Origin of the sequence: Methylobacterium sp. 4-46 (assembly GCF_000019365.1) — a bacterium.
Taxonomy (GTDB): domain Bacteria; phylum Pseudomonadota; class Alphaproteobacteria; order Rhizobiales; family Beijerinckiaceae; genus Methylobacterium.
Map to the genome: position 1 here is coordinate 4,303,086 of NC_010511.1, position 20,336 is coordinate 4,323,421.

The following is a 20,336-nucleotide window of genomic DNA, read 5'->3' on the forward strand; positions in this document are numbered from 1 at the left end:
CGGCTCACAGGATCGCGGCGTCGCCACGGCGAACGCGCGTGAGGAGCAGCACCATCGCGCCCGTGATGGCGAGCAGCACCATCGCGACCGCGGACGCCATTGGCCAGTCGAGGGTCTGGCGCGTGTAGAAGTCGATGAGGTTGGCCATCATCATGTCGGTGCGCCCGCCGAGCAGGGCCGGCGTGATGTAGGACCCCACGGACAGGGCGAACGACATGATCACGCCCGACAGCACGCCCGGCAGGCTGAGCGGGAGCGTGATGCGCCAGAAGATGCGCACCGGCCCCGCCCCCATTGTCTCCGCCGCGCGGCGCAGGGCCGGATCCTGCGCGAGGAGGTTCGCGAAGATCGGCAGGACCATGAACGGCAGCAGGAAGTTCATCATCCCGAGCAGCACGCCGACGCGGTTGAACAGCATCGAGACCGAGACCGCCCCGCCCGAGATCCAGCGGAGTGCCGTATTGACGAGCCCGGCATCGCCGAGGACGATCGTGAAGGCGAAGCTCTTCACCAGGATGCTGGTCCAGAACGGCAGCATCACCAGGATCATCAGGAGGGCGCGGCGGCGCGGCGGTTGCCGCATCAAGTATATCGCCATGGCGTAGCCGAGGACGAGGCTCGCCGCCGTGGCCTCCAGGCTGATCTCGAACGTGGCCGAGAGCACCCGCCGGATGAGGGTGCTCGTGGCCATCTCGCGGTAGGCTGTCGGGTCGAGCGCGGCTCCCCCGACGCTCGTCCAGGCGATGGTCAGCGTCGGGAACAGAAAGAACGCCAGCATCACGAGGACGAGCGGGGCGAGCAGCAGCACGGCGGCCCGCGTGTCGATGGCGTGGCTCACATCCCTCTCCGTTGATATCCGACCATGACCGCTCGGTCGCTGACCGCGGCCCTCGCGCAGGCGTCGCGTCATTAAGTCCGGGGATTCCGTCAGACCAGGAGCCACTCCGTGAAGCGCTTCTGAAGCGGCGTGTAGCGGTCCGCCCACCAATCGTCGTTGAGGATCGCGTTCTTCGGGCTCGCCATGTCGGGCATGTACTGGCGGGCGGCCGGGGTGGAGGCCTCGAATCCCTTGCGCGAATTTGGGCTGAAGAACAGCATTTCGCCGAAGGCCGCTTGGCGGTCGGGCCTCAGGCAGAACGCGATGTAGCGGAACGCGGCCTCCCGGTTGCGGGAGCCTTTGGCGACGGCCAGATATTCGAGGGAGTTGAGCGTCTGCTGCGTCGACAGGGAGACGGAGCTCCCGGCCAGCTGCGCCGGCCGCACGCGCGACATGTAGGTGTAGGAGAAGTCGATTTCGTTCGTGGTGACGAGAGACAGCGATTGTGGCGTGGTCTCGATCCACTTCTTCACGGCAGGCTTGATCTGATCGAGCAACCGAAAGGCTCTCTCGACGTCCAGCGGATAGAGGTCCTTCGGGGCGACGCCGTCGGCGAGCAGCGCGATCTCAAGGTTCTCGCTCACCCTGGTGCGCAGGCCGCGGCGGCCCGGAAAGCCGTCGACGTTCCAGAAATCCTTGAAGGTGACGGGATACTTGCCTTCGGGAAACCGCTTGGGATCGTACGCGATCCCGCCCGCGAACAGGTAGGTCCCGACATAGCTCGGCCCGCCGGGAGCGGTGAGGTCCGAGCGGTCCACGATCTTGCCGTCGACCTCCTCCCAGAGGCCCTCCTTCGCGCCGGCCGTGATCTGCGGTCCGACACTGTCGAAAACGTCCCATTCGACGCGGCCGGTCTGGACCTGCGCCTTCATGCGAGCGAGGTCGGCATTGTCAACGAGACGGACGGCGATCCCGGTTTCCTTCGTGAAGGGCTGCGCGAAGATCCTGTCGATGCCCGCCCGGTAGTCGCCGCCCCAGCAGGTCACCGTCAGGGTCGTGTCCGCGCGCGCTCTGCCGGTGAGGACGGCCGGGGCCGCCAGGAATCCGGCGGCTCCGGCGAGGAGAGAGCGGCGCGTCGGCCGCGTTCCACTCGCGACACCAAGTCCGGGTGCGCTCGGCTTCGACATGTCGGCTCTCCATCGCTAGAGCTGGCTTCGTTCGTAGTGCCTGGTGCTGCTGTGCGCCTCGTTCCGCAGCATCCTGCGAGGGGCCGGGCTCCGGTCCGTCGCAGGAGGCTGAAGGCTCAGGTCGCGAACCAGACCGCCTTCAGGTCCATGTACTTGTCGATGGCGTGCAAGGACTTGTCGCGTCCGAAGCCGGACTGTTTGAAGCCGCCGAAGGGCACGGACATCGACCCTTTGTCGAAGCAGTTCACGTAGACGACGCCGGACCGGATCGCGCGGGCCGCCCGGTGCGCCTTGGTCAGGTCAGTCGTCCAGATCGAAGCGGCGAGGCCGTAGATCGTGTCGTTCGCGACGGCGATCGCCTCGTCGAAGCCGGACACGGAGATCGTGGAGAGGACCGGCCCGAAGATCTCCTCCTGGGCGATCGCCATGCGGTTCTCGACGCGGTCGAACACGGTCGGCTCGACGAAGTAGCCGCCGGTGTCGAGCAGGGTGCGCCCGCCGCCGGCGACGACCGCCGCGCCTGCCTCCTGGCCCTTCCGGATGTAGCCGAGCACGCGCTCCATCTGGGGCTCGCTGACCAGCGGCCCCAGCCGGGTCTCGGGATCGAGCGGGTCGCCGGGCTTGAGCGCGCGGGCGCGGGCCACCACCTTCTCGAGCAGTTCCTCGCGGACGCTCTCCTGGACGATCAGCCGCGAGCCCGCGTTGCAGACCTGCCCGGCATTGGTGAAGATCCCGGCGGCGACCGCCTGCGCGGCGGCGTCGAGATCCGCGCAATCCGCCATGACGATCTGGGGCGACTTGCCGCCGAGTTCGAGGCTCACCCGCTTCGCGTTCGATCGTCCCGCATATTGCAGGAAGAGCTTCCCGACCTCCGTCGATCCGGTGAAGGTAACGCAGTCGACGTCCATGTGGAGGCCGAGCGCTCGGCCGGCCGTCTCGCCCAGGCCCGGCACGACGTTGAGCACCCCCGGCGGGAGTCCGGCCTCCATCGCGAGTTCGGCGATCCGCAGCGCCGTGAACGGCGACTGCTCGGCCGGCTTCACGACGACCGAGTTCCCGGCGGCCAGGGCGGGGCCGAGCTTCCAGGCCGTCATCGACAGGGGGTAGTTCCACGGCACCACGGCCGCGACCACCCCGAGGGGCTCGCGCGTCACCAGGGTGGTGAAGTCGGCGGGCGCGGGGGCGACCTCGCCGTAGATCTTGTCGATCGCCTCGCCGTAGAACGCGATGCAGTTCGCCGCGCTCGGGATGTCTCCGGACAGCGCGCTCGTGATGGGCTTGCCGACGTTCAGGGTCTCCAGCAGCGCGAGTTCGTCGCGGTTCGCCAGGAGGAGGTCCGCGAAGCGCAGCATGACGCGCTTGCGATCGGCCGGCGCCATCCGCGACCAGGATCCCGCCTCGAAGGCGCGCCGGGCCGAGCGGACCGCGCGATCGACGTCGTCCGCTTCGCAGGCCGCCACCTGGCTCACCCGCCGTCCGGTGCCCGGGAAGACGCAGTCGAACGTCCGGCCCGATGCCGCAGGTACGAAGCGGCCCTCGACGAACGCGTCGTTGCGGATAGAGAGGGCCCGTGCCCGCTCGCTCCAGCTGCCTAGGGTTTGATCCGTCATGAGAGCCCGCGACTTCGTTGGTCAGCCGACGCTATAGGGCCGCGCCTATAGCTCCCAATACAAAATCCGCAGCGAGTTCGTGCGCAAAAGCTATGGTTACCGGAACGGACGGGCGAGGGCTCAGGCCCGCGCCCGAATGTTCGGGTCCGAGGCGGCGAACAGGGCGATGACCGCGCGAAGCTCCTGCTCGAACGCCAGGGCGGGCTGGGAGGGCGGACGGTCGAAGCGGCGCAGGACGGCCGGCCGGACCAGGATGTGGGGAACGAAGGGCCGGGTGATCAGGCCGCCGAAGGCGCCGGCCGCGACCGGGAACGGGTCGATCAGCGCCACCCCGACCCCCTGTCCGACCAGCGCGCAGGCCACGGTGGACTGGTTGATCGTGCTGGCGACCTGGTAGCGGGGGTTGCGCTCGTTCAGCGCCTCGCGGATGGCGCGGCCGAGCACAGTGTCCTCGGAGAAGGCGATCACGGGCTCGGCGAGCAGGTCCGACACCCTCACCTCGGCGTGCCCGGCCAGGGGATGGTCGGCGCGCATCACGCAGACCATCTGGGCTTCGCAGAGCTCCTCCACCCGCAGTTCGGGGTCCCGCACGGGCGTGTCAGCGATGCCGAGATCGGCCTCGTTGCGGGCGACGCGCTCGACCACCTCCTTCGTGGCGTAGGCCATGACGTCGACGGTGACGCCGGGCCACAGCGCCCGGAAGCGGGCCACGGCCTCGGGCACGACCGAGTTCGCGACCGTGGAGTTGCAGACGATCCGGATCCGGCCCGTCCTCCCGTCGCGGATCTGGTCGGCGAGCTCCTTCAGGGTCTCGACGAAGCCGGACAGGCGCCTGACCTCGGGCAGGAGGAGCCGGGCTTCCGGCGTCGGCTGGAGGCGCCCTCCGACCCGCAGGAAGAGGCTGATGCCGAGTTCCTGCTCCGCCATCCGGACGGTCTTGGTGATGGAGGGCTGGGAGATGCGCAGCCGCCGGGCTGCCGCGCTCACGGAGCCGAGTTCCATCACGAGGTTCACGACGAGGAGGTGGCGGATGTTGATCACGGGGACACGGCGGCGTGCGCGCGGCCCCGCTCCCCCGTGTCGAGCCCCTGCATCCCGCTATCCGCGGGTCGCAGGAGCCCGGCGCGCGGGAGGTCGAGCGGGCTCGAGGGCATCGGACTCTCCCTTCCGGCGGCCGCCGGAGCGACGCAGCACCTTGCCACCGTCATGCTGAACGATCGCTGCGGAGGGCGTCGCCGTCGTAGTCCGGCGCATGCCCGAGCCGTCGCACCGGCGGCCGATCAGAGGCCACGCGCGACCACGAACCCTTCCAGGATGGCTTCCTCCGCGCTGCGGGGCGAGAGGCAATCCCCGATGGGATGAACCGGCACCGGCAGGCCGTCGAGCTCCCGCTCCAGATCGGTCGCGGAGGCGTGGCCGGTGGCCAGCACGATCGTGTCGACGTCGTCCCGGACGATCGCCTCGTTCGACGCATTGTGGACCAGGTAGGCGGTCGTTCCGTCGGCGCCGTAGATGCGCGCATCCGTGACGATCTGGACACCGAGCTTGTGCAGCTTGGAGATCCAGTAGTTGCGCAGGTAGATCTGCAGATTGTAACCGGCATGGGGCGCATTGACCGCCAGCGTCACCTGATGCCCGTCGCGCACCAGCTTCTCGGCCACGCCCATCCCGACCCAGTCGGCGCGCCAATCCGCGACCAGGACCCGGGTCCCGAGATTGGCGCCGCCGTTCAGCACCGCCCAGGCGCCGACGACGTGGGCGTCCTCCCGGCCCTCGATCGCGGGTTCGTACGGGAGGGCGCCGGTGGCCACCACCACCTCGTCGGGCCGCAGCTCCTCCACGAGGGCGCGGTCGACTCGGGTGTCGAGGCGGATCTCGATGCCGGCCTGCGCGATCTCGCGCTCCAAGTTGGTGATCAGGCCGCCGAACTCGGCGCGGTCGGGAAGCAGCTGCGCGAGCAGCGCCTGGCCGCCGAGCCGACGTCCCGCCTCGCACAGGACGACGTCGTGTCCGCGCGCGGCCGCGGTGGCGGCGGCCTTCATGCCCCCGGGGCCGCCGCCCGCCACGAGGACGCGCTTGCGCCCCGACCGGGGCATCGCGGGCAGCCGCGCCTCGCGGCCCGTGACCGGGTTCTGGATACACGAGATGGAGTAGCCGGCGTGAAAATGGCCGATGCAGGCCTGATTGCAGGCGATGCAGGCCCGGATGTCGTCGAAGCGGCCCGCCGCGGCCTTGTTGCCCAGGTCTGGGTCGGAGATCATCGCGCGGGTCATGCCGCACATGTCGGCGAGGCCTGCCCGCAGGACCTCCTCGGCGACCTGCGGCTGGTTGATCCGGCCGGCGACGAAGACCGGCAGGCCGACCTGCGCGCGCAGGGTCCCGGCCTGCGGCGCCACATAGGCCGGTGCGATCCCCATCGGCGGCACGACGTGGACCGAGCCGCCGGGCCCCGCCATCGATCCCGTCGTGGTGTTGACGTAGTCGAGGATCCCCAGCGCCGCCAGCGCCTTGCAGGCGGCCAGCACCTCGGCCGCGTCGAGGCCGTCGAGCTCCACCTCCTCGACCGAGATCCGCATGCCGACAACGCGGCCGCCCACCGCCTTGCGGACGGCCGAGAGGCACTCGGCCAGGAAGCGGAGCCGGTTCTCGGGCGTCCCGCCGTATCGGTCGGTGCGCAGGTTGGTCCGCGGGTTCAGGAACTGGGCGAAGAGCAGCCCGTGGCTGGCCACGATCTCGACCCCGTCCAGGCCGGCCTCGGCGAAGCGGCCCGCCGCCGCCCCGCAGGCCTCGACCACCTCCTCGACCATCGCCGTCGGCATCTCCCGTGGCATGGTCTGGAAGCGGTTGTCGGGCACCGCGGAGGGCGCGAACGCGACCTCGCGCACGCCGCCCCGGATCCGCCGCGTCAGGCGCCCGGCGTGGGAGAGCTGCCCGAACACCCTGCCGCCGTGACGGTGGACCGCCTCGGCGAGCGCCCGGTAGCCCGGGATGCAGCGGTCGTCGCTGACGTTCAGTTCGGGCGCGTCGCTCAGGGCCGAGGCGTGAAAGCGGGCCGACTCGACGATGATGAGGCCGGCGCCCCCCCGCGCCCGGGCCTCGTGGTAGGCGACCAAGTCCTCGCCGGGCACGCCATCCCGGGCGAGGAAGGTCTGATGCCCCGTCGAGAGGATCCGGTTGCGGATCTCGACGTCGCGGATCCGCAGCGGTGAGAACAGGTGTTCGAGCCGGCGTGACATGTTCTCTCGCTCCTCCGTATCCTGGCCTTTGCAGAGTCCGTCGATGTCGAGGCGCCTCAGGACAGCAGGAACTTCTGCCACTCCTGTTCGTACCGGGTCGCGTAGCGCGCCACTTCCTCGTCGTTGAAGATGCAGGCCTGCGCGAGGTTGGCCGGATAGCTGACGTAGGCCTTGGCTTGGTCCGGGGTCGCCTTGGCGGCCGCGCTCTTCAGCACGGGCCCGTAGACGCCGAGCGGCAGGAGGGCCTCCTGGGCCTCCTCGGAGATCGCGTAGTTGATGACCCTCATCGCCGTCTCGGCGTTCGGGGCGCCCTTGGGCACCACGAACGCCTCGCCCCAGGCGATCGAGTCCTCGTACGTGAAGGCGACCGGCGCGCCCTCCTTGATGACGTCGAGCACCCGTCCGCTCCAGACCAGCGCCATTGCCACCTCGCCGGTCGAGACGAGCTGGGCCGGCTGCGCGCCCGTCGTCCACCAGACCTTCACGTGCGGCTTGATCTCGCGCAGCTTCTCTAAGGCGAGCTTGATCTTGTCCTCGGTCGCCGGGTAGACCTCGCCGCGCGGCACCCCCGCGGCCAGCAGGGCCGCCTCGTAATTGTAATAGAATCGTGTGTAGAGCGTCCGAGGACCCGGGAAGCTCTTCACATCCCAGAAATCCTTCCAGGTGTTCGGAGTGGCGCCGGCCGGCATCTGCTTCGTGTTGTAGGCCATCACGGTCGCCCCGACCAGGACGTAGATGCCATAGTCGGTGACCCAGGCGCGATCGAGCCGGGACGCGTCGATGATCGAGTAGTCGAGTTTCTCCAGCAGGCCCTGGTCGCGGCCCTGGAAGATGAATTGGCCGCCGGTATCGACCAGATCCCACTCGACGGCCTTGGCCTCGACCATCGCCTTGAGCTTGGCGTAATTGGTGGGAGAGGTGTTGGCGATGCGGATGCCGAACTTCCGTGCGGCCGGATCCATGAAGGCGGTCTTGAACACGGTGCCGATGGCGCCGCCGAAGGAGCAGAAGGTGAAGGGCCGCCCCTGTGCGGCGGCCGGCGCCACGCCTCCGGCGAAGGCGGCACCGGTCAGCCCCTGGAGGAGGATGCGTCTGTTGAGCATGGTCGGCCTCTCGTGTCAGGTGGGGTCAGCGGGAAGGATCAGGATCGCGGCCGGATCGCACGCGAGTGTCGTCTGCGCCCCTTCCGCGGGCTGATCGCCCGAGGAGAAGGTGCGCACCCAGACGGACTGCCCGGGTGCCAGTTCCACCCGGGCGGCGAAGATCTCGCCGAGGAAGATCGTCTCCTCGACCCGGCCCCTGAAACCGCCGTGGGGTGCGAAAGACAGGGTCTCGGGCCGCAGCAGCGCCGCCGCCTCCTCGCCGACCCGGAACGGCCGGGCCGCGCGCCCGCGCAGCGTAGTGCGCAGGGCCGGCAGGTCGATCGCGGCCGCGCCGCCCTCGCACCGCGTCACCCGCCCGCGCAGCAGGTTCGATTCGCCGAGGAAGGCCGCCACGAAGGCATTGGCTGGGCGGGCGTAGAGGTCCCGTGGGCTGCCGACCTGTTCGAGGCGGCCGGCCCGCATGACACCGACGCGGTCGGCCATCATCAGCGCCTCCTCCTGGTCGTGGGTCACGAAGACCGTGGTGCAGCCGAGGGCGCGATGGAGGCGGCGGATCTCGAGCTGCACATGCTTGCGCAACTGCCGATCGAGCGCGCCGAGCGGCTCGTCCATCAGCAGCACGTCCGGCTCGGTCACGACCGCCCGAGCCAGGGCGACGCGCTGCTGCTGGCCGCCCGAGAGCCCGCGGATCCGCCGCTGGCCCAGTCCGTCGAGCTGCACCATGGCGAGCGCCGCCTCGACGCGCTCCGCGACCTCGGCCCGCGGCCGGTTGCGGACCCGCAGCCCGTAGGCGACGTTCTCGAACACGCTCAGGTGCGGGAACAGGGCGTAGCTCTGGAACATCATGCCGATATTCCGCTTGCGCGGCGGCAGCGGCGTCACGTCCTGGCCGGCGATAACGACCCGGCCGGCGCTCGGGGCGACGAAGCCGGCCGCGATGTTGAGAAGTGTCGTCTTACCCGATCCGCTCGGCCCGAGCAGTGCCAGGAACTCGCCGGGTTCGAGGGCGATGTCGATGGCGGACAACGCCTCGAAGCTGCCGTAGCGCTTCGCGATGCCCGCGAACGCGACCGGGCGTCCCGCCTTGGTGTGCATGGCGTTCACCCTTCCGTCTCGCTGCGGCCGCGGATCGCCTGGACGGCGGCGAACAGCACCACCGTGATGGCGATGAGGATCGTCGCGGCGACGGCCGAGACCGGCGTGAACTCGACCCGGATGACCTCCCACATCTTCACCGGCAGGGTCTTGGCTTCGATCCCGGAGAGGAAGATCGACAGCACGACCTCGTCGAAGGAGGTGATAAAGGCGAAAGCGGCGGCACCGGCGAGGCCCGGGGCGATTAGCGGCAGCGTGACGGTGCGGAACACGCGCCAGGGCGCGGCACCGAGGCATTCGGCCGCCCGGGCGTAGTTCGGATCGAGGGCAGAGAGTGCCAGGCCGACATTGATGACCACGAAGGGCAGGGCGAGCAGCGTGTGGCCCAGCGCGAGCCCGAGGACCGTGCCGTGCAGCCCGAGCGGGCGCGCCACGGCGTACAGCGCGATGCTGATCATGATGACCGGCACGATCAGCGGCGAGAGCACGACCGCCATGATGGCGGCGCGCGGCCTGGGCGAGACCTGCTGCAGGCCGAGCGCCGCGAGCGTCCCGATCCCCAGGGAGAGCGCGCTCGCGAGCACGGCGACCCGGATGCTGGTCTCGAACGAGCTGAACCATTCCGGATCGGACCAGAACGCCTCGTACCAGCGGGTCGACCAGATCGCGGGCGGGATCTGGATGAACGACGCGCGGCTGAACGAAGCCGGCACGACCGCGGCGAGCGGCGAGACGAGGAAGGCCAGGGTCGCCGAGCCGACGGCGTAGACCAGGATGCGGGCCGCGCTCATCGGGCGGCCACCACGTTGACGAGGCCGACGAACCGGCTCGCCACGGCCATCAGCAGCACGATCACGGCCAGGAGCCAGACCGAGGCCGCCGCCGCGAGCGGCCAGACCAGCCGCTCGGTGACGAACTGGTCGATCAGCATCGCGATGGTCATGTTGCCCGGCCCCCCGAGGATCGCGGGCGTGATGTAGAAGCCGAGGCCGAGCAGGAAGACGAGCGTGAAGCCCGCCATCACGCCCGGAAGCGTCAGGGGCAGGTAGACGCGCCAGAAGGTCGTGATCGGGCGGGCGCCGAGCGCGTCGCTGGCGAGCAGGAGCCGCCCGTCGAAGGTCCGCATCGACGTCAGGATCGGCAGCAGCGCATAGGGCAGGAGCACCTGGACCATGCCGATATGCACGCCGGCCGAGTTGAACAGCAGGCTCACCGGCGTGTCGACGAGGCCGGAGGCGAGCAGGAGCCGGTTGACCGGTCCGTTCCGCTCTAGGAGCAGGATCCACGAGAAGGTCCGGACGAGGACGCTGATCCAGAGCGGGAACAGCACGCACCAGAGGGCGAGGCTCCGCTTCCAGCCCCTCAGTTCCGAGACCATGTAGGCGGTCGGATAGGCGAGGAGCGTCGTCAGGGCCGCCACCGACAGCGCCAGCACCACCGTGTTGGCGAACACCGCCCGGTAGACGGAGCTGCTCGCGATCTCGATGTAGGACGCGAAGGCGCCTTCCGGCGAGGAGAGCGAGAGTTCGATCAGCCTCAGCATCGGCAGCGCGAAGGCCAGGGCGACGAAGAGCACGAACGGCAGCAGCAGGGCCGCCGTCACCAAGCGTGCGCGCAGGGAATGCGGAGCGGACCTCATGGCGTTTCGGATCGCAGTTGCCGAGGCAGCGGCATCGATGGCGTGATGGCAGGTCCCCGGCCGAGTTCCGTCTCGGCTGGCAGATCCTGGATCCGCCGGTCCTCGGGATCGTAGAATGGCTCTAGGCTCAGGCGGGCCGGTACGCGCTCACCCGCCACGTCGACTTCGATGCGATGGGCTGCGAGGGCGTCGGCCGTGAGGGCTTGGCCGTTGGTCGCGACGTAGCCGAGGCCGAGCGCCCTGCCCACCGTATGCCCGAACATGCCCGAGGTGACACGGCCGATGATCCGGCCGTCCCGGAGAATCGGCTCGTTGTGGTAGAGCAGGTGGTCCGGGCTCTCGAGGGCGATGCCGACGAGGCGGCGAGAGGGGACGTGATCGCGCCGGCGCAGGAGTGCCTCGCGGCCGATGAAGCCGCCGTTCTTGTCCCACGCCACCGCGAAGGAGAGGCCGCTCTCGAGGGGGGTGTCCTCGTCGGTGATGTCGTGCCCCCAGTGGCGATACCCCTTCTCCATCCGCAGGGAGTTGAGGGCGTGGTAACCGGCGAGGCGCAGGCCGAGATCCCGGCCGGCTGCCATGAGGGCGTCGAACACGCCCTGGGCGAACTCGGTCGGGATGAAGAGCTCCCAGCCCAGTTCCCCGACATAGGTAATCCGGCTCGCCCGGACGCGTGCATAGGCGAGGTCAACGACCCGCGACGTCCCGAACGGAAAGGCCGCGTTGGAGAGATCGGCATCCGTCAGCAGTGAGAGGAGCTCGCGCGAGCGCGGGCCCATGATCCCAAGAACGGCCTGCGCGGAGGTGACGTCGAGGGCCGTGGCCCGCGCCTCCGCCGGTATGTTCCGCGTCAGCCACGCGAAATCCCGCGCCTGCGTCGCCGCCGCCGTCACGATCAGGAAGCGGGTCTCGCTCTCCCGGGTCACCGTGACGTCCGCCTCGATGCCGCCGCGCTCGTTCAGCCACGGGGTGTAGACGACTTGGCCGACCGGGATCGCGATGTCATTGGCGCAGATCCGGTTGAGCGCCGCCTCGGCATCGGCGCCGTCGAGCACGAATTTGGCGAAGGAGGACAGGTCGAAGAGGCCGACCGCCTCGCGCGTCGCGCGATGCTCCGCGGCGGAGTGCGGGAACCAGTTCTGGCGCCCGAAGGTGTAGCGGTACTGCGCCGCCTCGCCCTCCGGCGCGAACCAGTTGGGACGCTCCCATCCCGCCGCCTCGCCGAAGCAGGCCCCCCTTTCCGCGAGGCGGTCGTGGAGGGTCGAGCGGCGCACGCCGCGCGCCGTCGTCGGCTGCCGGAAGGGCCAGTGCATGTCGTAGAGGAGGCCGAGCGACTCGACGGTCCGGTCCCGCAGGTAGCGGCGGTTGCGCTGGAACGGCAGGGTGCGCCGGATGTCCACGTCCCACAGGTCCATCGGCGGGTGGCCGTCGATGATCCAATCCGACAGGACCTTGCCGGCTCCCCCCGCCGACTGGATGCCGATCGAATTGAAGCCGGCCGCCACGAAGAGGCCCCGGACCTCGGCCGTCTCGCCGAGGAGGTAGCGGTCGTCCGGCGTGAAGCTCTCCGGGCCGTTGAAGAACAGCTGGATGCCGGCCTCGCCGAGGGCCGGGACGCGCCGGACCGCCGCCTCGAGCAGGGGCTCGATGTGCTCCAGGTCGTCGGGAAGCGAATCGAACGCGAAGCTCTCCGGGATCCCGTCCATGCCCCAGGGCTTGGCGACCGGCTCGAACCATCCGACGAGGAGCTTGCCGGCGTCCTCTTTGATGTAGGTGCAGTTGTCGGCATCGCGCAGGACCGGCAGGTGGGGCGGCAGGCCGGGCATGGGCTCGGTCACGACGTAGAAGTGCTCGGCGGCGTGCAGCGGCACCGTCGCGCCGGCGCGGGCCCCGAGGTCGTGCGCCCACATGCCCGCGCAGTTCACGACGGCCTCGGCGCGGATGTCGCCCAAAGCCGTCCGCACGCCCACCGCGCGGCCGCCCTCCACCACGATCTCGTCCACGGCCAGGTTCTCGAAGATCCGCGCGCCGCGCATCCGGGCGCCCTTTGCAAGGGCCTGCGTGGTGTCGATCGGGTTCGTCTGCCCGTCCCGCGGCAGGTGGACGGCGCCGACGAGGTCGTCGGCCGCCATGAGCGGCCAGAGCGCCCGCGCCTCGTCGGAAGTGAGCACGTTGACCTCCAGCCCGAAGCAGCGGGCCATGGCGGCGCCGCGCCGGAGCTCCTCCATGCGCTCGGCGTTCGTGGCGAGGCCGAGCGAGCCGATCTGGAGAAAGCCGGTGGCCTGTCCGGTCTGGGCTTCGAGCGTGGCGTAGAGTTCGGTCGTGTACTGCGCCAGCCGGGTGAGGTTGTGGGTGGCCCGAAGCTGTCCGACGAGGCCGGCCGCGTGCCACGTGGTGCCGGAGGTGAGCTGCTTGCGTTCGAGCAGCACGACGTCGGTGCAGCCCCGCAGGGTCAGATGGTAGGCGACGCTGCATCCGACGATGCCGCCGCCGACGATCACCACCTGCGCGCGTTCGGGAAGAGAAGCCACTCGCTTGCCTTTCGTCAGTCTGCGCAGGGCCGGCCTCGCTTCGGCGGCCGGCTCGTCGTGTTCGAGGTCGATCGCACGGCCGACGCGGCCTGCCGCGCAACCGGTTGGAACGACGGCCGTGGAACGCGAATCCGCCATCCGTGAAAAAATGAACATACTTTTTTTCATATGTGAAGCGGATTTCATGAGGCACGCGGTCTCCGCCTGAAGCAGAATGAGCCGCCGGCCCCTGCATGCGGCTCGGGCGACCGGCGGACCGCGTTGGTCCGCCCCCGAACTTCGCTTAGAAGCCCCGAGAGGTTCGAACGACCGTCCCCATGCCTTCAGCCCGTTCCTCCCGCCCGAGACCCGAGCCGGCCGACATGCCGCGCGACGAGGTGGACGCCGCCTCTCCCGCGGCTGCCGGCAACGAGCAGGAGCTCCTGCTCGGCGAGCAGATCCGCGCCCTGCGGAAGATCAAGGGCCTGACCCTGCAGCAGATCGCCGGCGAGATCGGTGTGTCGATCGGGTATCTCAGCCAGATCGAGCGCAACCGCTCGAAACTGCCGATCGGCGTCCTCAAGCGCATTGCGACGATCCTGGGGGTCCAGCTGAGCTGGTTCTTTCAGCCGCAGACCCTCGGCCCGCCCGAGGAGCAGGATTTCATCGTGCGGGCCGGCCGCCGCCGCAGGATGTCGTTCACGGGCACGGGCATCGCGGAGGAACTGCTCTCGCCGAACCTGAACGGTCCGCTGGAAGTGCTGCTCAGCACGATCGCTCCCGGCTCCGACAGCGATTTCTACAGCCACGACGGCATGGAGGCCGGGCTGGTGCTCGCAGGCACGCTCGACCTGTGGATCGGGGACAGGACGTTCCGCCTCGAGGTCGGCGACAGCTTCTCCTTCAGCAGTAGGGAGCGGCATCGCTGCGCCAACCCTGGCGAGATCGAGACCAAGGTGGTCTGGATCATCACGCCACCGCACTATTGATCCGTGCGGCCGAGCGCGGCCCGCTGGGCAAGCGCCCGGCGCGGCCGCGTGGGGTCTCAGGCCGCGCGCCCGAGCGCGTCCGCCAGCATCGACACCATGTCATCGACGTGCCGGCGCTCGGCGATGAGCGGCGGCGAGAGGGCAATGATGTCCCCGGTGACCCGGATCAGCAGGCCCTTCTCGAAACAGTCGACGAAGGCGTCGTAGGCGCGGGCTCCGGGCGCGCCCGCCCGGGGCGCGAGTTCGATGCCGGCGATCAGCCCGATCGTGCGGACGTCGATGACGTTGCGCGCGGCACGCAGGCCGTGCATGGCCTCGTGCCAGAATTCCTGCAGTTCCGCCACCCGGGTCAGCAGGCCCTCCTCCTCGTAGACGTCGAGGGTGGCCAGGCCCGCCGCGCAGCCGGCCGGGTGGCCCGAATAGGTGTAGCCGTGAAACAGCTCGATCGCGTCCTGGGGGCCGCGCATCAGGGCATCGTGCACGGCCCGGCTGGCGAAGACCGCGCCCATCGGGACCGTGCCGTTGGTCAGGCCCTTGGCGGCGGTCACGAGGTCGGGGGTGACGCCAAAGAAGTCCGTCGCGAAGGGGGCGCCGAGCCGCCCGAAGCCCGTGATCACCTCGTCGAAGATCAGCAGGACGCCGTGGCGGGTCGCGATGTCGCGCAGGCGCTCGAGGTAGCCCTTCGGAGGCACCAGGACGCCGGTGGAGCCTGCCACCGGCTCGACGATCACGGCCGCGATCGTCTCGGCCCCGTGCAGCGCCACCATGCGCTCGAGGTCGTCGGCGAGTTCGGCGCCGTGCTCGGGCTGGCCCTTGACGAAGGCGTTGCGGGCGAGGTCGTGCGTGTGGCGCAGATGGTCGGCGCCCGGCAGGAGCGGGAACATCCGGCGGTTGCTGACGAGCCCCCCGACCGAGATGCCGCCGAAGCCAACGCCGTGATAGCCGCGCTCGCGTCCGATCAGCCGCGTGCGCGTGCCCTGGCCGACGGCACGCTGGTAGGCCAGCGCGATCTTCAGCGCCGTGTCGACGGATTCGGAGCCGGAGCCGGTGAAGAAGACCCGATCCAGGCGGCTCCCGTCCGGCCCGGGAGCGATCGCGGCCAAGCGCTCGGCGAAGTCGAAGGCGATCGGATGGCCCATCTGGAACGAGGGCGCGTAGTCGAGGGTGGAGAGCTGATGCGCCACCGCCTCGACGATGCGCCGTCGGCCGTGGCCGGCATTGACGCACCACAGGCCGGCGGTGCCGTCGAGGACCGTTCGGCCGTCGTCGGCGGTGTAGTGCATGCCCTCGGCCGCGACGAGCAGCCGGGGCGCCGCCTTGAATTGGCGGTTGGCCGTGAAGGGCATCCAGTAGGCGTCGAGGCGCGGGCGGTTGGCCCGCAGCGGGGTGGTCATGGCACGCTCTCCACAATGGGACAGGGGCAGACACACCGTTCTGGCGAGGCCAACAAGTCCTTTTCTGCCCGCGTTTAACCCTTTGACAGAGCACATGCGGCGCATCAATGTTGGGGAATAGGCATCAACCCGAACAGGGGCCCTGGTGACGAACGACGAGGTGGGGGCGCGGCTGCGCTACGTGCGAACCCTGCATGGCCTGTCGCAGCGGGCGCTCGCCCGGAAGGCGGGCATCGTGAACTCGACGATCTCGCTGATCGAGTCGGGGCAGACGAACCCCTCGGTGGGGGCGCTCAAGCGCATCCTCGACGCCGTGCCAATCGGCCTCGCGGAGTTCTTCTCGCTCGAGCCCGCGCGCACCGAGAAGGCGTTCTACGCCGCCGAGGACTTGGTCGAGATCGGGAAGGGGCGGATCTCCTACCGGCAGGTCGGCGAGACCCTGATCGGGCGCGCGCTCCAGATCCTGAAAGAACGCTACGAGCCGGGGTCGGACACGGGGCGGGTGCCGCTCGTCCACGACGGCGAGGAGGGTGGGCTCGTCCTGTCGGGCCGGCTGGAGGTCACGGTGGACGATGAGCGCAAGGTGCTGGGGCCGGGCGACGCCTACTACTTCGCGAGTCGTCGCCCGCACCGATTCCGCTGTGTGGGCCCTCTGCCGTGCGAGGTCGTCAGCGCCTGCACCCCGCCGACGTTCTGACCCTTGGTTGAGCCGCCCTGATTTGCTTGAAGCCATTTGGCTCGTCCCGGCAGATGAGGATACCATGGCGGAAGGCCGAGTGTCCGGACAGGGCTCAGGACCGGCCATTCCCGACGTGCGCCGCCAGAGACCGCTTTGGGTTCAGGCTGTGTGAAAACTCAGGCGCATTCCGGAATTGTAGAACAATCTTCTAAGCGGCAGACATGCGCGTCCACCGGATGGCCATTCCGATGTCGTCAGAATGCCCGTTTCGATGCTGCCAGGGTGCTCACGAGAAGATCCTTCTAACCCCGCTGTGTTTTCACACACCCTAGGTCACGAGCTTCCGTTGATTAGACACCAGGCAAGTTGGCAGCAGCCAGCATGCGGCCAGTGAACGGCTAGGTTCAATGGCAGGGGCCCGCTCCGTGCCGCGTGAAGAAGGCACACTCAAGCGAATCAGCATCAGTCGGATATCCACCAGCAGGGGCGAGATCCTCGCCCCACTCAGTACCGTCTCCCGCTGTCTGCGCTTCGCGATGAGCCCGCTCCTTCTTCCCGAGCTTCGCGGGCTTCGGCTCGGCTGCGAGACGTTTCTCCGCTTCGATGGCAGTCATGCGCGCCAGCAGCCACTGGATGGCCTGCCAGTTGCCCGCTCGCGCCTTCGCCCACACCAATCCGATCAGCTCGGCGCGTAGCCGCGCGGAGCCGCGCAGCAGTTGGTCACGGTATTCCCGCTGCAGTTGGGTATACGTGATGCTGAGCGCTCGCGCGATGACCTTGGGAGCCTCGCCGAGCGCCGCCATTTCCTCAACCATGTCGTCCGGTGCGGCACAGGACACTGGCAGTGGGCCCGGCTTGCGCCCCGCACCTGGCCTTGCACCACCGCGGCCGATTCCCAATGACTTCGTCATGTTGCGTCCCTTTGATTTAATTCACATGCTGGAAAAAAGATCTGCGAATGAGACCCGATGCGGTATTTTGCCCTTGTAACTCTAAACTTTCGAGCCCCCCCTGGGGCACACCTCGTTGAATACGGTTGGGAGCATGCTGACATCTGGACCAGAGAGGATGAGGAGGAGAGCCATAGCAGACGCCAATCACAGCCGGCCTGTTGGTGATCCGGAGGTCGTGCTTCTGGACGATCCGGGTACGCGAGCGTTCTGGGCCCGGCGCTTCCAGGAGCCTGCCAAGAAGATCGAGCAGGCAGTCGAGGATGTCGGAAACGATCCGGCTCGCGTGGCCCAGTACCTCGGGAAGCCCTGGCCGTACGAGAAGAGCGGCATCGTCTGACACGCGCCGAGTAGGCCCATGGCAAGTGGCGTGGCTCACCATCAGGAGGCTGGCCCCGGCCTCGCGGCTTCCTGCTGCCGACGCTTCTGCTCGGCCCACTCGCGATCGCGGCGTGCCTGCTCCTCTCGAATCGGTGCCCAGTATGCCTCCTGCTCGGCGATGATCCTGGCGTCCTCTCGCTGTTGCCGTGTGGCTCTACGCTTGAGGTGCTCGGCGTACTTGGCCCTTTGCCGAAGCAGCTCTTCGACGGTGATGGGCTCGACCACAGGCTTGGAAGGTGCTGGACGCGTTCGCTGTGCGCGAGGTGGGCCGCTGGGATGGCTCGGTGACGGCTTAGGCGAGGCGCCACCGACGATCTTGACCGCCTCGTCGAGCCTGAGGCCGGCAGACCTGGCAACGCGCTCGGCAGCGGCCCGAGCAGCCGCGCGCTCGCCGGCAGTGGCACCACGTTCGGCCAGAGCAATGCACTTCGCGAGGCGGTCGCGATCCAGGGATGTCGGTGAGTCCGTCATCGGGTCTTTTCTCGGGCTGGCAGATGGAGAAACGCGAAGCCGCCCCTCGTTCACGGAGGCTGGCAGTTAAAAAGCGATCGTAATGGTGATCTAGGTGGTGCTGCCGTTACCGACGGTGCGGACCTCGCCAGCCCAATGTTTGTTCATCACGCGCTTGGCGCCCTCAATGGTCAGGCCAGCTCGGTGCAGCAGCGCCTGCAGCCCACGCAGCAAGGCCATGTCGTCCGGCTGGTAGTAGCGCCTTTCGTTCCGAGCTACTGGCTGCAGATCTGGATTACCAGTAGTCCTTAAAGACACCATCAAGTGGGTCAGAATCGTCGCGTTCGTTCTCTGCCTCGATCATTTGCTCCAGAGTGTCAATTGCATCTGGATACGTAAGCACCTCCTCTCCCGGCGGAATAGCTTGGCCCAGCAAAACCACGTTGTGGAAGAGTTGCTTGACGTGCTCTGGCACCGGGCCGATCAGCAGGCCAGTCGCATACTGACAGATTTTCGAGATTTTTACGTATTCACCTTCGAACATTATCGATGGCTCAGATTGGTAGCGATGGCTCCCGTCTGCCTGCCGAGTACCATTGTGCTTGATATCATCATTCCACTTCTCCCAAGCCACATACTCAACTACAGCACACAAAAAAGCCTGCTCCAAGCAGGGCGAATTATGAATGAACATCGCAGCCTATCTCCTAATTTGATTATCATTCGACGTCGTCGTTTTCAAGATTAGCGTGGCATATGCGGTTAATACGCGATCTGAGCGATTTGTTTATTCAAGCCGAACATGCGTATTAGAAAATTCTCTGTGCCGGGCGTGACCAGACGGCCAGCACAGGTGAATGGCGACGCTTCTATCCGACGCACCTATGAAGGTTGCCGGTTTCCATTCGCCTCTGCCTGGGCGATGACGTTGATGATGGCGCGGCCATCGCCTGCTCGCGTGTGTTGCTCTTGGTCATCGTTCTCCTCGTCGGTGGCTAGCCTCAAACAGCCGGCAGGCTTCACGCACCAGGGTGGCGCGCGATCGGTGGGCTTTCGATTTTCAGATCCCAGGTTCGGGAAGGTGGCGGACTTAGCAGTGAGCAGGCGCTGCACGTGCCACACCCCACCCGGAGATATTTATAGATGTACCGGAAGTGGTACTGGAGATTCCCGGTACCGGAAGTGGTGGTACTAGATGTACCGGAACTGGTACTGGAGAGAGTACCGGAACTGGTACTGGGGAAAAATCCTCACGCCGCATTTGGAACGGGGTTGACCCGGTTGCGGCGAGCCGGCCGGCTGGAGGCACTCTCTTCGACCCGCTGCCGTGCGTTCTTGGCGGCTTGCTCAGCTTCCTCACGGCTGCCGAACCGCTTCCACTCGTTGCTCGGGGGGCGTCCGTCGACCGTTCCGAACCAAGTCAGTCCGAACATGGCCGCCCGGCCCTTGAACGCTCCCCAGGCGCGGTGCCCTTCACGCTCCCGCCGGATGAGACCGAGGGCGATCGCTTCTTCGATGGCTGGCAGAACGGAGTTGCCCCGGATGCCATGCCGCCCGAAGTCGGCGTGAGTGACCGCCAGGGCGCCGTTCGTGAGTCCACCATGCCCGATGTGCTCCAGGAGGATCCTGTCGATCACACGGCGGCAGTTGATCGACTGGGCCCGCCAGGCATGGCTGTCGAGCAGATCCCGACCGAGCGAGGTCCAGTGGCCCTGCCAGATCGCAGGACCCTGCTGGGGGTCGCTCTGGACGGTCGAGCGGCCCGTCTTGTCCGCTTTGGCCGGTTTCCGACGCCTCACGCGGCACCTCCCGGCGCGAGCAGGAGGCTCCAGACAACCGCCCTGACGTGACCCTGGATGTCCTGGAGCTCAGCGTCGATCGTCGCGGAGTTGATCCCGCGGCGCTCCATGGTCTGGCGCTGCAACTCGAGCTGCCGGCGGAGGTGTGCCTCAGCCTTCGCCGTCGTCGCGGCCGCAGTCATGATGCTCGCGTGCCTGGAGATGAACGCCCGGTCCCGCGACCGGGGGAAGGGCAAGACGATGGCGCTCACGACACCCCTTCCTGCTTCTCGATCCACGCCAGGATGGTGGAACGGCGGGCGTGCACACGCCCCCCCAGCTTGAATGTCGGCAGGTCGCCTTTCGCGATTGCGTGGTAGATTCGCCGGATGTTGGTCTCGCGGATCCCTTCCTCGGGCCCGTAGATCGCGACGGAGATGCCTTCCGCGCCGATGATCACGTCGTCGGGCATGGCTCCGCCGTTCACGCCTTCGTGGCGCGCTGTTCCAGCGTTCATTTTG

21 protein-coding genes are annotated in these 20,336 nt (G+C 68.2%); 3 read left to right on the forward strand and 18 right to left on the reverse strand.

What is annotated here, in order from left to right; all coding sequences use genetic code 11:
* Positions 1-4: 4 nt before the first annotated feature.
* From M446_RS18475 to M446_RS18520, 10 genes are all read right to left on the reverse strand, one after another.
* Positions 5-838, reverse strand: a complete 834-nt coding sequence (locus M446_RS18475) for an ABC transporter permease (protein ID WP_012333628.1) — start codon at positions 836-838, stop codon at positions 5-7.
* Between the two features lie 89 nt (positions 839-927).
* Complete coding sequence (locus M446_RS18480; protein ID WP_012333629.1) at positions 928-2,004, reverse strand: ABC transporter substrate-binding protein; 1,077 nt, start codon at positions 2,002-2,004, stop codon at positions 928-930.
* A 116-nt stretch (positions 2,005-2,120) separates the two neighbouring features.
* On the reverse strand, positions 2,121-3,614 hold the full coding sequence (locus M446_RS18485) for an aldehyde dehydrogenase (RefSeq protein WP_012333630.1): 1,494 nt from the start codon (positions 3,612-3,614) through the stop codon (positions 2,121-2,123).
* Between the two features lie 120 nt (positions 3,615-3,734).
* Positions 3,735-4,655 carry a LysR family transcriptional regulator gene (locus tag M446_RS18490; protein ID WP_012333631.1) on the reverse strand — a complete coding sequence of 307 codons (921 nt, stop codon included), beginning with the start codon at positions 4,653-4,655 and terminating at the stop codon, positions 3,735-3,737.
* A 239-nt stretch (positions 4,656-4,894) separates the two neighbouring features.
* Positions 4,895-6,850 carry an FAD-dependent oxidoreductase gene (locus tag M446_RS18495; protein ID WP_012333632.1) on the reverse strand — a complete coding sequence of 652 codons (1,956 nt, stop codon included), beginning with the start codon at positions 6,848-6,850 and terminating at the stop codon, positions 4,895-4,897.
* 56 nt (positions 6,851-6,906) lie between these two features.
* Positions 6,907-7,953, reverse strand: a complete 1,047-nt coding sequence (locus M446_RS18500; RefSeq protein ID WP_012333633.1) for an ABC transporter substrate-binding protein — start codon at positions 7,951-7,953, stop codon at positions 6,907-6,909.
* A gap of 15 nt (positions 7,954-7,968) precedes the next feature.
* A complete protein-coding gene (locus M446_RS18505) occupies positions 7,969-9,048 on the reverse strand; it encodes an ABC transporter ATP-binding protein (RefSeq protein WP_012333634.1) in 1,080 nt (359 codons plus the stop codon).
* 5 nt (positions 9,049-9,053) lie between these two features.
* On the reverse strand, positions 9,054-9,839 hold the full coding sequence (locus M446_RS18510) for an ABC transporter permease (RefSeq protein WP_012333635.1): 786 nt from the start codon (positions 9,837-9,839) through the stop codon (positions 9,054-9,056).
* Positions 9,836-10,687 (reverse strand): ABC transporter permease, encoded by an 852-nt coding sequence (locus tag M446_RS18515; RefSeq protein WP_012333636.1) that lies wholly within the window; start codon positions 10,685-10,687, stop codon positions 9,836-9,838. The genes M446_RS18510 and M446_RS18515 overlap by 4 nt, the downstream gene beginning before the upstream one ends.
* A complete protein-coding gene (locus tag M446_RS18520; RefSeq protein ID WP_012333637.1) occupies positions 10,684-13,215 on the reverse strand; it encodes a GcvT family protein in 2,532 nt (843 codons plus the stop codon). The genes M446_RS18515 and M446_RS18520 overlap by 4 nt, the downstream gene beginning before the upstream one ends.
* Before the next feature lie 362 nt (positions 13,216-13,577).
* On the opposite strand from M446_RS18520, the gene M446_RS18525 reads away from it, so the two are divergent.
* Entirely contained in the window at positions 13,578-14,183 is a 606-nt protein-coding gene (locus M446_RS18525) for a helix-turn-helix domain-containing protein (RefSeq protein WP_012333638.1), read from the forward strand.
* Between the two features lie 56 nt (positions 14,184-14,239).
* Here the strand turns inward: M446_RS18525 and M446_RS18530 are convergent, their stop codons facing one another.
* Entirely contained in the window at positions 14,240-15,577 is a 1,338-nt protein-coding gene (locus M446_RS18530) for an aspartate aminotransferase family protein (protein ID WP_012333639.1), read from the reverse strand.
* 145 nt (positions 15,578-15,722) lie between these two features.
* Here M446_RS18530 and M446_RS18535 point away from each other — a divergent pair, with 145 nt between their 5' ends.
* Complete coding sequence (locus M446_RS18535) at positions 15,723-16,274, forward strand: cupin domain-containing protein (RefSeq protein ID WP_012333640.1); 552 nt, start codon at positions 15,723-15,725, stop codon at positions 16,272-16,274.
* A gap of 386 nt (positions 16,275-16,660) precedes the next feature.
* On the opposite strand, the gene M446_RS18540 is transcribed toward M446_RS18535, so the two are convergent.
* Positions 16,661-17,071: a hypothetical protein gene (locus M446_RS18540; RefSeq protein WP_012333641.1), complete on the reverse strand. Its 411-nt coding sequence runs from the start codon at positions 17,069-17,071 to the stop codon at positions 16,661-16,663.
* Between the two features lie 253 nt (positions 17,072-17,324).
* Here M446_RS18540 and M446_RS18545 point away from each other — a divergent pair, with 253 nt between their 5' ends.
* Positions 17,325-17,546, forward strand: coding sequence for a DUF3606 domain-containing protein (locus M446_RS18545; protein ID WP_043701396.1), 222 nt, complete (start codon positions 17,325-17,327; stop codon positions 17,544-17,546).
* A 41-nt stretch (positions 17,547-17,587) separates the two neighbouring features.
* Here the strand turns inward: M446_RS18545 and M446_RS18550 are convergent, their stop codons facing one another.
* From M446_RS18550 to M446_RS18570, 6 genes are all read right to left on the reverse strand, one after another.
* Positions 17,588-18,058, reverse strand: a complete 471-nt coding sequence (locus M446_RS18550; protein ID WP_043701399.1) for a hypothetical protein — start codon at positions 18,056-18,058, stop codon at positions 17,588-17,590.
* Between the two features lie 90 nt (positions 18,059-18,148).
* Positions 18,149-18,358: a MerR family transcriptional regulator gene (locus tag M446_RS35555; protein WP_083784702.1), complete on the reverse strand. Its 210-nt coding sequence runs from the start codon at positions 18,356-18,358 to the stop codon at positions 18,149-18,151.
* Positions 18,333-18,731 (reverse strand): hypothetical protein, encoded by a 399-nt coding sequence (locus M446_RS37370; protein ID WP_150108696.1) that lies wholly within the window; start codon positions 18,729-18,731, stop codon positions 18,333-18,335. The genes M446_RS35555 and M446_RS37370 overlap by 26 nt, the downstream gene beginning before the upstream one ends.
* 556 nt (positions 18,732-19,287) lie before the next feature.
* Positions 19,288-19,836, reverse strand: a complete 549-nt coding sequence (locus M446_RS34275) for a hypothetical protein (protein ID WP_012333645.1) — start codon at positions 19,834-19,836, stop codon at positions 19,288-19,290.
* Positions 19,833-20,087: a DUF6074 family protein gene (locus tag M446_RS18565; RefSeq protein WP_012333646.1), complete on the reverse strand. Its 255-nt coding sequence runs from the start codon at positions 20,085-20,087 to the stop codon at positions 19,833-19,835. Before M446_RS18565 ends, M446_RS34275 begins: the two co-directional genes overlap by 4 nt.
* Complete coding sequence (locus M446_RS18570) at positions 20,084-20,332, reverse strand: DNA-binding protein (protein WP_043701402.1); 249 nt, start codon at positions 20,330-20,332, stop codon at positions 20,084-20,086. The genes M446_RS18565 and M446_RS18570 overlap by 4 nt, the downstream gene beginning before the upstream one ends.
* Positions 20,333-20,336: the final 4 nt, after the last annotated feature.

Excerpts from the sequence above, each read along its gene's own strand:
- M446_RS18525 (WP_012333638.1), top strand. The coding sequence starts at position 13,578 with ATGCCGCGCGACGAGGTGGACGCCGCCTCTCCCGCGGCTGCCGGCAAC.
- M446_RS18530 (WP_012333639.1), bottom strand. The coding sequence starts at position 15,577 with ATGACCACCCCGCTGCGGGCCAACCGCCCGCGCCTCGACGCCTACTGG.
- M446_RS18485 (WP_012333630.1), bottom strand. The coding sequence starts at position 3,614 with ATGACGGATCAAACCCTAGGCAGCTGGAGCGAGCGGGCACGGGCCCTC.
- M446_RS18480 (WP_012333629.1), bottom strand. The coding sequence starts at position 2,004 with ATGTCGAAGCCGAGCGCACCCGGACTTGGTGTCGCGAGTGGAACGCGG.
- M446_RS18540 (WP_012333641.1), bottom strand. The coding sequence starts at position 17,071 with ATGGTTGAGGAAATGGCGGCGCTCGGCGAGGCTCCCAAGGTCATCGCG.
- M446_RS18510 (WP_012333635.1), bottom strand. The coding sequence starts at position 9,839 with ATGAGCGCGGCCCGCATCCTGGTCTACGCCGTCGGCTCGGCGACCCTG.
- M446_RS35555 (WP_083784702.1), bottom strand. The coding sequence starts at position 18,358 with ATGGTGTCTTTAAGGACTACTGGTAATCCAGATCTGCAGCCAGTAGCT.
- M446_RS18495 (WP_012333632.1), bottom strand. The coding sequence starts at position 6,850 with ATGTCACGCCGGCTCGAACACCTGTTCTCACCGCTGCGGATCCGCGAC.
- M446_RS18515 (WP_012333636.1), bottom strand. The coding sequence starts at position 10,687 with ATGAGGTCCGCTCCGCATTCCCTGCGCGCACGCTTGGTGACGGCGGCC.
- M446_RS18545 (WP_043701396.1), top strand. The coding sequence starts at position 17,325 with ATGAGGAGGAGAGCCATAGCAGACGCCAATCACAGCCGGCCTGTTGGT.
- M446_RS37370 (WP_150108696.1), bottom strand. The coding sequence starts at position 18,731 with ATGTTCATTCATAATTCGCCCTGCTTGGAGCAGGCTTTTTTGTGTGCT.
- M446_RS18500 (WP_012333633.1), bottom strand. The coding sequence starts at position 7,953 with ATGCTCAACAGACGCATCCTCCTCCAGGGGCTGACCGGTGCCGCCTTC.
- M446_RS18505 (WP_012333634.1), bottom strand. The coding sequence starts at position 9,048 with ATGCACACCAAGGCGGGACGCCCGGTCGCGTTCGCGGGCATCGCGAAG.
- M446_RS18570 (WP_043701402.1), bottom strand. The coding sequence starts at position 20,332 with ATGAACGCTGGAACAGCGCGCCACGAAGGCGTGAACGGCGGAGCCATG.
- M446_RS18550 (WP_043701399.1), bottom strand. The coding sequence starts at position 18,058 with ATGACGGACTCACCGACATCCCTGGATCGCGACCGCCTCGCGAAGTGC.